This window comes from Spirochaetales bacterium, assembly GCA_016930085.1.
Taxonomy (GTDB): domain Bacteria; phylum Spirochaetota; class Spirochaetia; order SZUA-6; family JAFGRV01; genus JAFGHO01.
The window spans coordinates 34,805-48,470 of sequence record JAFGHO010000081.1; the positions used below are offsets into that span (position 1 = coordinate 34,805).

Sequence of the window (13,666 nt, forward strand, 5' to 3'; positions counted from 1 at the left end):
GGTCAATCCCCGTTTTGCGGCCTTTTTTGGACCTCTCAAGGATTTCTTCGGTATGAGAATCGATAAATTCTATGCCGAATCCTTTCCACGGGAAAAATTGCGGGTCCTGTATCAGGATTTAAGCTCCTCGAAACGTTCGTGGCAGGGTAAAGTTGAACGCCGCGGGATGAATATGAGAAGGATAATTTCCAACCTTATTCTTTGTCCGCTTTTTAAATCACCGGAAGAAGTACGTGAACCAGTCGCCTATGCGTGTATCCTCGACAATATCGGTGAAGAATATAGAAAAATGCTCAGGTATACCTTCAAAAGCCTGCTCGAGGCATCCCGGCTGAAAGACAATGCGTCTGACGGGCATAACGAGCGGGTCAACCGGTATGCAAAAATCCTGGCGGAGAATCTGTTGGGGAAGTCCGGTTTTGAAGAAGTTGATATGACCTATGTCGAGGACATCGGTTATCTCGCCGCGATGCACGATGTGGGAAAGATAGGAACGCCGGATGATATCCTGAATAAAAGCCAACCGCTCGAAGACTGGGAGTGGAAAATAATCAAGGAGCATACGATCAACGGGGCCTATATTCTCAGCACGTACCCGAATCTGCTGGCAAAGGAAATCGCGTTATACCATCATGAACGATGGCAGGGGGACGGATATCCGTATGGGCTGAGTCAGGACATGATCCCTCTTTCTGCGAGAATCGTCGCGGTCGCGGACGTTTATGATGCCCTTCGCATGAAGCGGACGTACAGGGAAGTGGTGACGCACAGAGAGGCTAAAGTGGTGATTTTAAACGGTAGGGGAACACAATTCGATCCTGCGATTGTAGATAATTTCCTTGATGTCGAAAAAGAGTTCGACAGGATATACCATGAATTGAAGGATTAACCCGCCGTAAACATAACGGTTTCCCCTCAGACTATTGGACCGGACCGGTTCCCGACCCGCACCCCCAGGTATTACCGCACAATACATAACTCTCAATAATCCGGCGGACCGGCAGCTTATCTATCGGTCTTTCCCTGTCGATAGAAAAAATAGAACCGTCTCATGGACCTGCATGAAAGGAGTGCGATATGAAAAACAGATTTTCAGCCATCGATCAGGAAGTCCTTGATAGAATAATTACGGAAAACAGATACAGGACGATCGAGGAACTTGCCTCAATTATTGAAAAAACTGGAGGCAAGGACTTTCAGGCGAAAAAGGAAACAGGCAAGTAACCGTTTACCCGCACGGATGCTGTCTTCCGCCTGCGGTCTGGTTCTTTCGGTAATATAAAGGACCTATGCGCCCGCTTTCTTTTTTCCGTATCGCAACCGGATAAACAATAACCCGGCTGCCAATCCCGCGGCGATTCCCGCGATATCGATAAACAAATCGATTAGCGACATGGAGCGTGAAAACGTAAAATATTGAAGTAGTTCCGTTGCAACGGCCAATATGGTGAGAGTGATGATATGAAGCAGAAGGTATTGCCGGCTGTTTTTATACGAGAACATATCCCTTTTTGTAAATAACAGCAGACTGAGTATAAAAAACAGGAGAAAATGACCGCCATCCTCAATGAACGATTTTAAAAAAGGAGAGGTACTGATAACCGGGTAATAAAACCGTTTCGGCAGCAGAACGCCTGAAGTAATGAAAAGGCAGATGAGGATTTGTTTCCAGAATAGCCGTGTGTATGTGTGAAATTTTATCAGAATAAACATACCGGAAACGAAAACCATTGCGCCGAGGATAATTCTGTAAAGGCCGAAAGAAGGATTGATGCGTGACGGGGTCAATCTCAAGCTGTCGATAAGCAGACGGCCGGTGACGTTTTCGGTGGTAAGGCGCAGGTGAATTTTTTCCGTTTCGGCGGGGATATAAAAATAGCGGTCGATTCTCTGCCAAAAGGTGAACCGGTGTTGCAGCGATATGAAGTGCCTGATATTCCAGTTCTTTTTTCCGTTCCCGTCCTCGCAATAAAGCCAGATTCGGGGATATTTTTTCTCTTCGGGAACCACATCGATCAGCCGGACATCACATGAAAGCTCAAGATATTCCATGGTATTGTTTTTCGGTAGTATCCAGTAGACGAAAGCCGCCTTTGTCTCCGATCCTTCAAGCATTAAAACCGATTTTTTTTCAGATCCGCTTTCGATAATCCCGGCACCGTTTTTAGAGGTGTCGGGGTCCGGTAAATCGTCACGGTGAAGGTATGTATGCAGATCTTTCTTTGTTTCAAAGTCGTAATCGAGAATGTGATTTCCATTTGGAATGAATTTGGGAATAAAAAGGCCCGAAGCGGTGATGGCGAGTACGACAATTGTCGCGCAGCCGAGAGAAAACACAAGGACATGATGCAGCTTGATTTTTTCAGGCACGGGCGGTAATCCCTTTCTGTCGGGTATTGTCGAACGAAGGCGATACACAACAATATCCTCATTCACAGAATTATTCAAGCGGCAGAAGCCGGCCGGGCGCAGGCAGTGTCTTTACTGGTTCGAAAATACAGCCGGATGGGGTGTTCCTCGGCAAAAAATGGCTGTGAGCGATAATATCGGCGAAAATAGCATGTATTTTTTTTATAAAAGTCCTTGACACAATTGTATTACTGTACTATATTATTATTGTATTAGGACATTGGTACAATGAATAATGACGATCATCATACATTGGAGTTTACCCTTGATCCCAAAAGCGGGGTTCCGTTCTATAAACAGATTATTCTTCAGATAGAGATGGCGATTGCAGACGGAAGACTCGTCTGCGGAGACCAGCTCCCGACGGTTCGCGGACTTGCGGTGGATCTTCAGATCAATCCGAATACGGTCGCGCGTGCGTACAGCGAACTCGAGATTCGGGGGATTATAACGAGTCAACAGGGAAGCGGGTCGTTTATCAGTGATAAAAAGATCGAACTCAGCGAGATCGAGCGGGAGAAAATACTCGCTGAATTGACACGGACATTCATTACAAAAGCAGCTTCCTACGGGTTCTCCCTTGAAGAAATCCTTCATTATTTACAGGATTTCGCGAAGGTGGTATCCGAGGAGGAAGGAGAGGGAGTATGATAAATGTAATAAAAAACAAATACGAACGGATTAAAAACCTGCCGGTATTCAAGCTTCCCCGTGATTTCGGCTATAACGCTTTTTCCTATCTCGTGCTGGGAATTTTTATGGGAGTGGGAATCGCGGTTCAGTACTATACACAGGGACCGATCGAGACGGAAACCCTTGTCGCCGTCGTTATCGGCACGATAATCATGGGGGGATTCCTTACGATATTTCCCCTCTGGATCACGGTGATCCAGTTTCTCATTCTTTCCTGGGTGGGCATGTACGCGAAAGCGGGCGGCAGTTTCTATCCGCTTTACAGTTTTATCGCGGCCGGACTTGTTTTTTCACCCGCTTTTCAACTGGTTCAGCATTGGGACAAGGTGGTGATCCTCCGGTTCGGAAAGTTCAGGAAGGCCCGGGGACCGGGGTTGTTCATGCTTTTCCCGATCATCGACAGGGTGACCGCGTTTGTCGATACCAGGATACGGGCGACCGATTTCAGCGCTGAAAAAACATTGACGATGGATACGGTTCCCGTCCACGTTGATGCGCTTTGTTTCTGGATGGTGTGGGACGCAAAAAAGAGTGTGCTCGAGGTCGAAAATTTTATCGAGGCCGTGGTTCTGTCTGCGCAAACGGCACTCCGGGACGGTATCGGAAAGCACGAACTCGCAGACCTCCTTTCGGAACGGGAACATATCGGCAAGGAGATTCAGCAGATTCTCGACGCAAAGACGAATCCCTGGGGGATCAGCATACTGTCCGTCGAAATTACCGATATCATCATCCCGCGTGAACTCGAAGACGCGATGTCGAAACGCGCTCAGGCTGAACGCGAGCGCCAGTCCAGGGTTATTCTGGGTTCCGCGGAAGTCGAGGTCGCGGAAAAATTCGAACAGGCGGCGAAACGCTACAAGGACAATCCGACCGCGCTTCATCTGCGGGCCATGAATATGATCTACGAGGGGATCAAGAAGCACGGGTCGATCATGCTCCTTCCGTCGACGGCACTTGAGTCGATGTCGCTGGGTACGGTAATGGGAGCCCTCGCACTCGGAAAGGAAAAGGGAATCGTTCCCAAAGGAAAGGCGGCCGGAGCGGCCGATTCCGAAGAAGACGGGAATGTAGGGGAGGATAACGGGGAATGAATTATTACAACAGCAAACCTGAGGAGGTAAGGCGATGATCAAAGTTGATAATGTGAGAAAAACATATCATGTGGGGAATGTCGATGTACAGGCCCTTCGTGGTGTCAGTCTTGAAATAGAGGAGGGTGAGTTCCTCTCGATCGCGGGTCCGTCGGGATCGGGAAAAACCACCCTGTTAAACCTTATCGGGTGCCTTGATAAAAGTACATCGGGAGAAATCTTTATCAACAAGGTACCGGTTTCGGTAAAATCGAAGGATGAACTTGCGATGTTCAGGCGTGAAAATCTCGGTTTCGTATTTCAGACATTCAACCTTATTCCGGTGCTTACCGCCTACGAAAATATCTCTTTCGCGCTTTCCCTTCTGAATGTCGACGGGAAAGAGATAAGGGAACGAACAATGAAGCTTCTTGAAGAGGTGGGACTCAAGACGATGGAACACCGCTTCCCCCGCGAACTTTCCGGGGGACAACAGCAGCGTGTCGCCATCGCGCGGGCGCTCATCAAGGACCCCCAGATCGTACTCGCGGACGAACCCACGGCCAATCTCGACTCCACGACCGGCTCTGAAATTCTTGCATTGATGAAAGAGCTGAACCGCAAGCACAAAACGACCTTCATCTTTTCGACCCATGACAGGATGGTCATGGATGTCGCGAATCGTCTGGTCCTTCTTCATGACGGAACGATTACCAGCGATGAAAGGAGGTAGACTATGTCGGCGACACATAAAAAGCCGTTTATTTTGTTTCAGCCGTTTGTCTGGCTGTTCAATGTAATAAAATTCTGGATCGTGACGGTCTTCTGGGAGGTAATTGTCCGGGAGATCATTCTTAATAAAAACAATCAACGGGGGTTCGCTCTGGGACTCGGTATAAAGAACCTCTTCCGGTACAAGAAACGGACCTTTATCACCTGTATCGCCATCGCCGTCGGAATCGCGATCTACGTCTGGGTCGATGCCTTCATGATCGGGTTCGAGGAGGATTCGAACAGGAACCTCATCGATTTTGAAACGGGGACGGCGCAGATCATGAATGCGGAATATGCGGAAGAAAAGGATTTTCTTCCCCTCAATTATACGATAGAAAAACCGGATGAAATTATCGCCCTCCTGAAAAAAAACGGTATCCCGGCCACAAAACGCGTGCTGTTCGGGGGAGAAATGTTTTTCGAAGTGGGCTCGAAACAGGTGAAGGTTTTCGGTATCGATACGGAAACAAACGGCGATGTTTTCGACCTGAATGACAAAAAATATCTGACGGAAAACTCCTCGTTTGTGAAACCCGGTATACGTGAAATAGTGATCGGGGCATGGCTTGCGGATACCATGAAAATTTCTCTCGGTGACACCGTCGACATCAGGGCGAGAACAAAAACCGGCGGCATCACCACCCTTACCCTCACGGTTTCAGGCATTCTGAATACGGAAAATCCCGCTGTGAACAATACCGGCGTTTTCATGCCCCTCGATATCGTCGATGACGCCCTGCAGATGAACGGGGAGGTGACCGATATTCCGATGAAGTTCGGCGAATGGAAGAACATCGACAGGGAAATCGAAAAGGTGAACGCCCTGATCGCCGGCGATTATCCGCACATGGTGGTGCGGAGTTATATCGAGCTTTTCGGGGGCGGGGCGATCATGGAATCAAAACGGAGCGTTATCAGCTTAATGCTCTTTCTGGTATTTGTGATCGCGGCGGTGGGGATTACCAATACCATGCTGATGGCCGTTTTCGAACGAATCAGGGAGATCGGAATGATGCGTGCCATGGGTATGAAGGATTCGGGAATACGGCTTACCTTCATGTTCGAAGCCGCCGGGATAGGGCTGCTCGGAGGACTCATCGGTCTTGCCCTGGGCGCACTGGCGAACTCATATACGTATTTTATCGGGCTGGACTTTACCGGCATTATGGGGAAAATGGAATTCGGATACCGGATGATCAATATATTCAGATCGACATGGAACCCCCAGACCATGATCGGGGCGTTTTTCGCGAGCATCCTGTTTGCCATGGGGGCTTCATTTATCCCGTCGTCAAGGGCGCTGAAAATGGAAGTCACCGAGTGCCTGCGGTACCAGTAAAGGAGGAAACCGATGAAGTTACGCGTCATAGCATTCAGAAATATATTACGAAACAAACGAAGGAGCGTTCTTTCGGGCGTGGCGATTGCGATCGTCGCCATGATGATCACGGTATTGCTGAGTCTGTACACCGGCATAGGAAAAGACATGAAAGACAATGTCTTTTCATACTTTACCGGACATATTCGAATCCGGCATAACAAATACAATGAAAACGAGGAACTCATCCCGTTGCAGTTCGGTATCGATAATTACACCGCCGTCATGGCCGGCACGGAGAACATCGATACGGTGAAAGCGGTCGCGCCCCGCATCCAGTTCGGAACGGCATTGTACGGCTCGCCGCGGCTTTACATCAACGATATAATGGACTGGGATACATTCCTGAGCCTTTTAAAATCGGGAGACGATCCCGTCTTTTCCTTTCTCAGGGAAAAATATATCTATGTCAGGGAACGGCTTGCCTCGCTCGGAACGGAAATCCCCGGTCTCGCCGGCGTTGATGCCGAAAGCGATAAAATAGTGTTGGGCGATGTATTGTTCGGATTGAATGAAGCGCTCGAGCGCTACGTCGTTTACAATCCGGAACGCGACGCCGGTATTACGCTTTCGGAAGAAACCCGGCGGTTTACCGGGAGATCAGTCGCGTTCGAAGAAAGGATCCTGTTCAATCGATATTTCCTGGAAGACGCGTTTCCCGACCTGATCATGAAGAATCTCCGGGAAGGGAAAATGATCATCGGTATGGGCGTGGGCATGGATTTCGAAAGAGACAGGGCCTTTATCGATCTCGGGAAAAGATTACAGACAGGCGGACTGCCCCCGGTGGGAAAAGAGGCGAAAGAAATGGTACTCACGGCCGGACTCGCCGAAAAGCTGAACGCGACGGTCGGGGACAGAATCACCATGTCGACAAAGACAAAATACCAGGGGATGAACGGCATCACCCTCATCGTCACCGGTATCGTGAAACTTCCCATCGCGATGTTCAACGCGAGGGGTTTCTATCTCCCCATTGACACGGCGCAGGAACTGCTCAAGATGGGAAACTCCGTCACCGATATCCTCGTGCTGCTCAAAAGCGAGGGCGACATCAAAAAGACCGTTCCCCTCGTCAATAATGTCATCGGGGAAGCGCACCTCACCGACGTCGAAGCGCGTCCGTGGACGACCATCGATATGTATCCCGATTACATCACCCTCATCGATTATATCGGCTATATTATGGGGATGTTCTTTTTTCTGCTCGGCTCGACCGTCATCATCACCACGACGATGATGGTGATCTACGAACGAATGAGAGAAATAGGGACCGTGGCGGCGATGGGAATGACCGGCGGCCAGATCGTGAAGCTTTTCTTTCTCGAATCGTTCTATATCGGGGCGATCGCCTCTTTTGCCGGGGTGCTGCTCGGTTCGGTGGTGGCGATAGTCCTGGGAATCGTCGGGCTGGACTGGACGAAGGCATTCGAGACGATGGATTTCGCGATGTCCGGCCTTCTGAAACCGGCATGGGATATCGGGCTAGCCTCGATCGTATTCGTCTACTCGACCGCGGTCGCATCCATCGCTTCATTCTTCCCGTCGTGGAAGGCGGCGAAAATACAGCCGGTCGAAGCATTGAGGGCGGTATAATGAAAGGAGGAATTGAAATCATGAAAACATCGGCATTTATCATATGTATGGTTCTGATTATGGCGCAGGGCCTGTTCGCGATTACCGCGGAGGAGATCGTCGGAAAAATCGAGGAGAACGAAAACATCTCCTCGTATTCGGAAGGAAGATTCGAAATTACGGACAACCTGGGGAAACGGGTGACGACCTTCAAAAGCTATCAGAACAAAGACGGGGACCTGCTGCTCGAGTTTACCAATCCGGAGGACGCGGGTCAGAAAATTCTCCGGCTCGAAAACGAGATCTATCTCTATTTTCCCGACGCGGTGGAAATCATTCACCTTCAGGGCGACGCCCTGAAGGACCGCGTGATGGGCTCCGATTTTTCGTACGAGGACCTCAGGGGAGGGAAAAGCCTGCTGGATAAATACGCGGCGGAACTCGGGGGAACGGAAACGGTTGACGGCCGCGAATGCTACAAGCTCGTTCTCACGGAAAAACCCGGCGCGAAGGACGTCATTTATCCGAAACAGGTGCTATGGGTCGACGTGGAATTGTTCGCTTACAGAAAAGGGGAGCTGTATTCGTATACGAACCGTGAAGGCGAATACCGCCTGATAAAGGAGATGTCGGTATCGGATATTCGCCGGATATCCGGCAGAAGCATTCCGTTTTACATGGAGATGACCGATACGATGAAGAAAAACTCTATCACCGTTTTCGAACTCGGTGAGATGAAAATCGATATCAAGATCGATCCGAACATCTTCTCTCTCGAGGAACTGACATGGTAGGTAAGGCCTTCTTTGCGTGGTCTATTGTACTGCTCGCAGTTTCCGCCCCGTTTGCCGGGGCGGAGATGATGCAGACGATTACGATCTCCGATTATTTTTCCCTCTCGCATACGGCCGATGACGATATTTCCCTCGCCAATCTTCTCAAGAACAGGTGGGATTTCAGATCGACAGGCAACGCGAACGTGAAAGCCCAGTTCCAGATCGATACATGGCTTTTGGGTCTGGATGCGTCAACGGGAATGCCGGCCATGCTGCTCGATATTCCGCGCGCCTATATCAGGGTCCGCTTTCCCGGATTCAGGGCGGAGGCCGGGAAAACGAGGGTGTCATGGGGTGAGGGCTTTCTCTTCAACGCGGGCGATGTCATTTTCGGTGGTATGAGCCTTCCGGCCGATATATCGGCCGCAGAGTTGAGGGATGAAACCGATCTGTTCGCATCGGTCTATATCCCCCTGGGAAGATTTTCTTTTTTCGAGACGGTCTTTCTGCCAAACCCGGAAGCGGCGGCGGCCGGTCCGGGATTCTATCTGCCCGAGGCGATCGACATCTCGGACGCGTCGGCGGGAGGCAGGATATATTTCGAGATAAAACCGATCGCGACCGCCTTCGAAATCGGGTACCTCTATGACGGGGAAGCGCGGACGCACCGGCCATACACGAGCCTTCACGGGCACCTCCTCCTCGACTGGAACCTCTCGGCGGCGCTATCCGTTCCGCATACGGAGATCGATCCCGCGGTCATCGCGGAAGACCTCGACCTTTCTTTCGGCCTTTTTCACATGATCGGTCTCGAAGGCGACAGCAGCCTCACGCTGAGACTCGAGACCGCGCTTCAACCCGCGCAGAGATGGAAAGAGGAGGCGACGGCCGTCACCGGCCCCGGAATCATCGAACAGCCGGTTTACGGTATTTACCTCTATCCGGAAATCGTCTACTCGCCCGACAGCGCGTTGAGCTGCCAGCTCCGCTCCGTCATATCTCCCGTCGACGGGAGCGCGGTCGTTTTCGGCGGAATGAGCTGGAACATGTACCAGGGTTTTACCGTCGGTTGCATGCTGAGCGGGATGATCGGCGACGAAAACGACCACTTCGGATGGGGGAGGGACGGCGATCTGAGTCTGACCTTGAGCGTGGAATACATATTCGGGGAATAGCACGCATCGGGCGAAGAGTATAGGATATCGGATTATATTGCGCTGAAAATCCACGATAAATTACGGGAATATGAGCGGAAACCGGAAAACGGCCGGATCCGTCGAGTACGCCGGAAAACCTCATCAATGAAAATAATAGATCAAACGTAAGGAACGACTCGGATGCGCCGCCCGTCGACTTCGGTAACGATCTGATGTGTTTTAACCTCTTTAAACAATTAAAAATTTCGTATATAATAGACCGATTATATTATCGTTACCGGTTTGGTAATATATATCTCTCCTTGTGAGAAAAAGAAAGGATGAGAGCCGGCATTTATCTTGAGAAAAATGGGCAATCGAAAACGGATATTTTCTCAATAGCACGTATCATTTTTCTCTTTATATCGATTATACTGTTCATGATCGATCGGTTTAACAATACCCGGAAATACCCGGATATGTATATTTATATAAAAACGGAGGAAGAAAAATAATGATTAATGTCAAGGATAAAGTCAATAAAATAAAATCCGAATTGACTGAGATGTACGGTGAAGAGAATGTCAAATATCAAACGGAAAAAGACAACGATGATGTTGCATTTGATATCGTCAATCGTGTTTACCGATTCATAATCGATACGGGGAGAGGCGAATGTATATTGACAATTACCTATGAATATTTACGGGATAGAGAAATGGGTGAAATATCAAGGATTATTCTTAAAACAGGCTATATGGGTAAATTACTGGAATCCGAGACGCCGCCAAAAGAAATACGTTTCACCACGAACGGCATAAAAAAAATTGAGTAATTCTTTGTATCGTTTTCCATTATATTGCCGTATCAGAATAACACCGATGTTTTCGGCTTTGAAGTCCGGGATTATTACCGTCCTTCCGCGCCGTCATCCCCGTGGCATAAAAAAGGGGCGGCCCGGGGGGCTTTGAACGTGTTTTTTCAAAGCGCGCGGCCGTATCGTGCAGAAAACGTTTATACCCCGCGCCGCCCGAAGCGTCACAATACCTAAAGCCGCATCACCTTTGAGTCGCCGCATATGAAAATATCAATCTTGCCCGGAGAGTCCGGGAAGCGGCGCCGCATGAGGTCCGCGATGACCGGCACATTATCATCGCAGGCGGTATGGATCGTCAATTCGTTTCCTCTCCAGTCGTATAGAATGATCCGCAGCCCGTCATACGCCATTTTCCTTATATGGCTCGAAATTCTTGCTTTTAAAGTGTTGTACGTTCTTTCTTTCACCATGATTTCGCCCTCCCTCTCGACCGTTACATTGTCATACTAATGCATCGTTTTCAGTGCATTCAAATTTTATCGGGGAAAACAAGGAAGGCATTAACCGGTACAAAACAGGTATGAAGCCGGTATAGGGTGTATTGCCGTGGATAATGTGGCCGGTAGCAGGGGGTGTCTGGATAATGTCAGTAATAATTGCTTCCGCTGGTTAATTTATCAGGAGGCCTGGAAGCCGGGGGAAATTGTGGTATATGGCTTCATAACCTGTTACAATTCGACGGAGATATGACGCATTTATGAATTGTCCGGGCTTCACGACGACATGACTGTAATACCGGCTGATCGTTCGGATATCCGCGTGGCCGGCCATGATGTGGACTTTTTTGAGTGATAAGCCTTGTTCGAGGCTGTGAGTGTAAAACGTCTTCCGCAGAATGTGTGACACGCTCTGCTGGCGGACATCCTGCAGGAGGATGTAAGCGGCCCCTCCCCCGGCAAGCGGAGAAGCAAAGAGTATGGCGGAAAAAAACGAGAGTAATCAGCAATCGTGAAAGGAGACGATGAAGGATAAAAAAGGCATAAAGAAAAACAGCCAATAGTCGATCAGAAGAAGCGATAAACGTATAACGGTTGACTCATCGGTAGAAAAGGTTTTTTAATGATGATATACGCCGTATCCCAGACAAGCGGCTTTGCGATGGAATGCAGGAAGAGGTGAAAGAACGCCGCTTTATTACGGAGCGGCGGATGAAAGAGATAAAGAAAAGTGTATTGATCGATAATTTAAATAAGGCGTTCCTTTGGAGGCAGATAATTCTTGAATTGTTCTCTTTTTTTTGATATAGTTGTACTATGGCACTGACGAAAGTGAAATTGACATACCGGGATTTCATTCTCTTCCCCGATAATGGAAAGCGGCATGAGCTTATTGATGGAGATCATTTTATAACCCCTGCACCATCCATACGGCATCAAATCGTATCAAAAAATATTGAATATCTTTTTGAACGATATTTCAGAAACAGCGATACCGGCATTATTCTGGATGCACCGGTCGATGTGTATCTGTCTGATTTTGATATTGTCGAGCCGGATCTCATCATCATAAAAAAAGAGAATCAGAAGATTATCAGGGACAACTACATTAAGGGACACCCCGATATGGTGGTTGAAATAATCTCTCCCTCAACTCAAAAAAACGACATTGAATTGAAAAAACATCTCTATGAAAAATATGGCGTAGAAGAGTACTGGATAGTCGATCCTGATAATAATGAAGTGCAGCAGTATGTATTACGTGAAGGAACGTATATGAAGCGCGGAACGTTCACCGACGGCATTACCGCACATATATTGCCGGATTTATCAATCGATTTAAAAAAGATATTTTAGGAAAATATTTTTATTCCGGTTTTCACGACGAACATAAAAGACAGTACCCTCGATGAATATGAAAAAGAATCGATATGAATGTAGCGGTGAAGAAAATAATTCAATACATGCAGCGGCATGGTTTGTCAAAAATCATGCTTGCAGAAAGAATCGGCATGAATCGAAGTCAGATAACCAGATGTCTTGCGGGGGATTTTACACCGTCCCTGGGATTTCAAAAAAGGATTAATCGTGTATTCGGTATTAATAATGACTGGATAGACTCTCCCTAACGAATCACCTTTGTTATACCAGACACGAACAGTGAATCTCAACTATGGTAGAAAAAGTAGAAAGAGAATTTGAAATATGAAGGAAATAGAAAAATTAGATAAAAGATTAACTACTATTATTAATAAACTTAAAAATGGAATGATTATTGATGAAATTATTAAGCAGTTGAATGATTCAAATCCAATTGAATTTACGGCTGCGAGTAATGAAAATGTATTTGAAAAATTTTCAGAAAAAGCTGGTATTTATCTATTTGAGATAAAAAATAGTTCCAAGAAAAAAACTATAAAAGATTGGTTTGAAGAATTATGGAATACAACAGACATAAAAAATTTTCAACATTCTCCCGCGATAATTAAAAAAAGAATAGCTGACAAAAAAGAAAAAGAATGGATAGAGTTATATTTAGGGAAAAGCAAAAATGTCTACAAGCGAATATTGGAACATTATAATCTTGAAGCTGATAAAAAAACTTTCGGATTGAAATTACGAGCAAGAGGTGTAAAATTGAAGAAACAGAAGTTTAGAGTTAAGTGGTTTTATTTTGGAGATATTGAAGAATATATAACAATCTCTACAATAATTGAATCGTGTGTAAGAAATAAATTAAAACCAATAACTGGAAGGCAATAATATGACTGTGATGCAGGGTATTATGGTATTAAATAAGCGAAAATCCATAAATTGATAAGCAATATGAGTAAAATATTTCAATCTGAAAATCATTTAAAAAAGTCGCCGATCGATAATTTCCAATGTATATTATACATATAAGTTCGCCAACAATTATCGTGTTTCATTATAAAAAGATACAGAATATATAAATGTCAGATCGAATATATAAACACAAATAACAGAAAGACAGTGCAAACAGAGACCATAAAAAAGGGAGCATCTGTTATGAAAGTA

16 protein-coding genes are annotated in these 13,666 nt (G+C 47.1%); 13 read left to right on the forward strand and 3 right to left on the reverse strand.

Annotated elements, in window-relative coordinates; translation table 11 throughout:
- Positions 1–166 precede the first annotated feature (166 nt).
- Together JW881_13970 and JW881_13975 are read left to right on the forward strand one after the other, a co-directional pair.
- A complete protein-coding gene (locus tag JW881_13970; protein ID MBN1698617.1) occupies positions 167–889 on the forward strand; it encodes an HD domain-containing protein in 723 nt (240 codons plus the stop codon).
- A gap of 188 nt (positions 890–1,077) precedes the next feature.
- Complete coding sequence (locus JW881_13975; GenBank protein ID MBN1698618.1) at positions 1,078–1,224, forward strand: hypothetical protein; 147 nt, start codon at positions 1,078–1,080, stop codon at positions 1,222–1,224.
- Positions 1,225–1,287: 63 nt separating this feature from the next.
- Here JW881_13975 and JW881_13980 read toward each other — a convergent pair whose 3' ends face one another.
- On the reverse strand, positions 1,288–2,436 hold the full coding sequence (locus JW881_13980; GenBank protein MBN1698619.1) for a VanZ family protein: 1,149 nt from the start codon (positions 2,434–2,436) through the stop codon (positions 1,288–1,290).
- A 201-nt stretch (positions 2,437–2,637) separates the two neighbouring features.
- On the opposite strand from JW881_13980, the gene JW881_13985 reads away from it, so the two are divergent.
- From JW881_13985 to JW881_14020, 8 genes are all read left to right on the forward strand, one after another.
- Entirely contained in the window at positions 2,638–3,060 is a 423-nt protein-coding gene (locus JW881_13985) for a GntR family transcriptional regulator (protein MBN1698620.1), read from the forward strand.
- Entirely contained in the window at positions 3,060–4,196 is a 1,137-nt protein-coding gene (locus tag JW881_13990) for a slipin family protein (protein MBN1698621.1), read from the forward strand. Before JW881_13985 ends, JW881_13990 begins: the two co-directional genes overlap by 1 nt.
- A 34-nt stretch (positions 4,197–4,230) precedes the next feature.
- Positions 4,231–4,908, forward strand: coding sequence for an ABC transporter ATP-binding protein (locus JW881_13995; protein ID MBN1698622.1), 678 nt, complete (start codon positions 4,231–4,233; stop codon positions 4,906–4,908).
- A gap of 3 nt (positions 4,909–4,911) precedes the next feature.
- A complete protein-coding gene (locus tag JW881_14000) occupies positions 4,912–6,288 on the forward strand; it encodes an ABC transporter permease (protein MBN1698623.1) in 1,377 nt (458 codons plus the stop codon).
- 12 nt (positions 6,289–6,300) lie between these two features.
- Positions 6,301–7,923: an ABC transporter permease gene (locus tag JW881_14005; protein ID MBN1698624.1), complete on the forward strand. Its 1,623-nt coding sequence runs from the start codon at positions 6,301–6,303 to the stop codon at positions 7,921–7,923.
- 20 nt (positions 7,924–7,943) lie between these two features.
- Positions 7,944–8,696 (forward strand): outer membrane lipoprotein-sorting protein, encoded by a 753-nt coding sequence (locus JW881_14010; GenBank protein MBN1698625.1) that lies wholly within the window; start codon positions 7,944–7,946, stop codon positions 8,694–8,696.
- Positions 8,690–9,853 (forward strand): hypothetical protein, encoded by a 1,164-nt coding sequence (locus JW881_14015; GenBank protein MBN1698626.1) that lies wholly within the window; start codon positions 8,690–8,692, stop codon positions 9,851–9,853. The genes JW881_14010 and JW881_14015 overlap by 7 nt, the downstream gene beginning before the upstream one ends.
- A 475-nt stretch (positions 9,854–10,328) precedes the next feature.
- Complete coding sequence (locus JW881_14020; GenBank protein ID MBN1698627.1) at positions 10,329–10,649, forward strand: hypothetical protein; 321 nt, start codon at positions 10,329–10,331, stop codon at positions 10,647–10,649.
- Positions 10,650–10,861: 212 nt separating this feature from the next.
- Here the strand turns inward: JW881_14020 and JW881_14025 are convergent, their stop codons facing one another.
- Positions 10,862–11,101 carry a hypothetical protein gene (locus JW881_14025; GenBank protein ID MBN1698628.1) on the reverse strand — a complete coding sequence of 80 codons (240 nt, stop codon included), beginning with the start codon at positions 11,099–11,101 and terminating at the stop codon, positions 10,862–10,864.
- A 199-nt stretch (positions 11,102–11,300) separates the two neighbouring features.
- On the reverse strand, positions 11,301–11,537 hold the full coding sequence (locus JW881_14030) for a tyrosine-type recombinase/integrase (GenBank protein ID MBN1698629.1): 237 nt from the start codon (positions 11,535–11,537) through the stop codon (positions 11,301–11,303).
- A 407-nt stretch (positions 11,538–11,944) separates the two neighbouring features.
- Between JW881_14030 and JW881_14035 the strand changes: the two genes are divergently transcribed.
- The 3 genes from JW881_14035 to JW881_14045 all read left to right on the forward strand — a co-directional run bounded on the left by JW881_14035 (position 11,945) and on the right by JW881_14045 (position 13,390).
- Positions 11,945–12,484, forward strand: a complete 540-nt coding sequence (locus JW881_14035) for a Uma2 family endonuclease (protein ID MBN1698630.1) — start codon at positions 11,945–11,947, stop codon at positions 12,482–12,484.
- 74 nt (positions 12,485–12,558) lie between these two features.
- A complete protein-coding gene (locus JW881_14040) occupies positions 12,559–12,756 on the forward strand; it encodes a helix-turn-helix transcriptional regulator (GenBank protein ID MBN1698631.1) in 198 nt (65 codons plus the stop codon).
- A 76-nt stretch (positions 12,757–12,832) separates the two neighbouring features.
- Entirely contained in the window at positions 12,833–13,390 is a 558-nt protein-coding gene (locus JW881_14045; protein MBN1698632.1) for a hypothetical protein, read from the forward strand.
- The last annotated feature ends 276 nt before the right edge of the window (positions 13,391–13,666 follow it).

Excerpts from the sequence above, each read along its gene's own strand:
- JW881_13970 (MBN1698617.1), top strand. The coding sequence starts at position 167 with ATGAATATGAGAAGGATAATTTCCAACCTTATTCTTTGTCCGCTTTTT.
- JW881_13975 (MBN1698618.1), top strand. The coding sequence starts at position 1,078 with ATGAAAAACAGATTTTCAGCCATCGATCAGGAAGTCCTTGATAGAATA.
- JW881_13985 (MBN1698620.1), top strand. The coding sequence starts at position 2,638 with ATGAATAATGACGATCATCATACATTGGAGTTTACCCTTGATCCCAAA.
- JW881_13995 (MBN1698622.1), top strand. The coding sequence starts at position 4,231 with ATGATCAAAGTTGATAATGTGAGAAAAACATATCATGTGGGGAATGTC.
- JW881_14000 (MBN1698623.1), top strand. The coding sequence starts at position 4,912 with ATGTCGGCGACACATAAAAAGCCGTTTATTTTGTTTCAGCCGTTTGTC.
- JW881_14005 (MBN1698624.1), top strand. The coding sequence starts at position 6,301 with ATGAAGTTACGCGTCATAGCATTCAGAAATATATTACGAAACAAACGA.
- JW881_14010 (MBN1698625.1), top strand. The coding sequence starts at position 7,944 with ATGAAAACATCGGCATTTATCATATGTATGGTTCTGATTATGGCGCAG.
- JW881_14015 (MBN1698626.1), top strand. The coding sequence starts at position 8,690 with ATGGTAGGTAAGGCCTTCTTTGCGTGGTCTATTGTACTGCTCGCAGTT.
- JW881_14020 (MBN1698627.1), top strand. The coding sequence starts at position 10,329 with ATGATTAATGTCAAGGATAAAGTCAATAAAATAAAATCCGAATTGACT.
- JW881_14025 (MBN1698628.1), bottom strand. The coding sequence starts at position 11,101 with ATGGTGAAAGAAAGAACGTACAACACTTTAAAAGCAAGAATTTCGAGC.
- JW881_14035 (MBN1698630.1), top strand. The coding sequence starts at position 11,945 with ATGGCACTGACGAAAGTGAAATTGACATACCGGGATTTCATTCTCTTC.
- JW881_14040 (MBN1698631.1), top strand. The coding sequence starts at position 12,559 with ATGAATGTAGCGGTGAAGAAAATAATTCAATACATGCAGCGGCATGGT.
- JW881_14045 (MBN1698632.1), top strand. The coding sequence starts at position 12,833 with ATGAAGGAAATAGAAAAATTAGATAAAAGATTAACTACTATTATTAAT.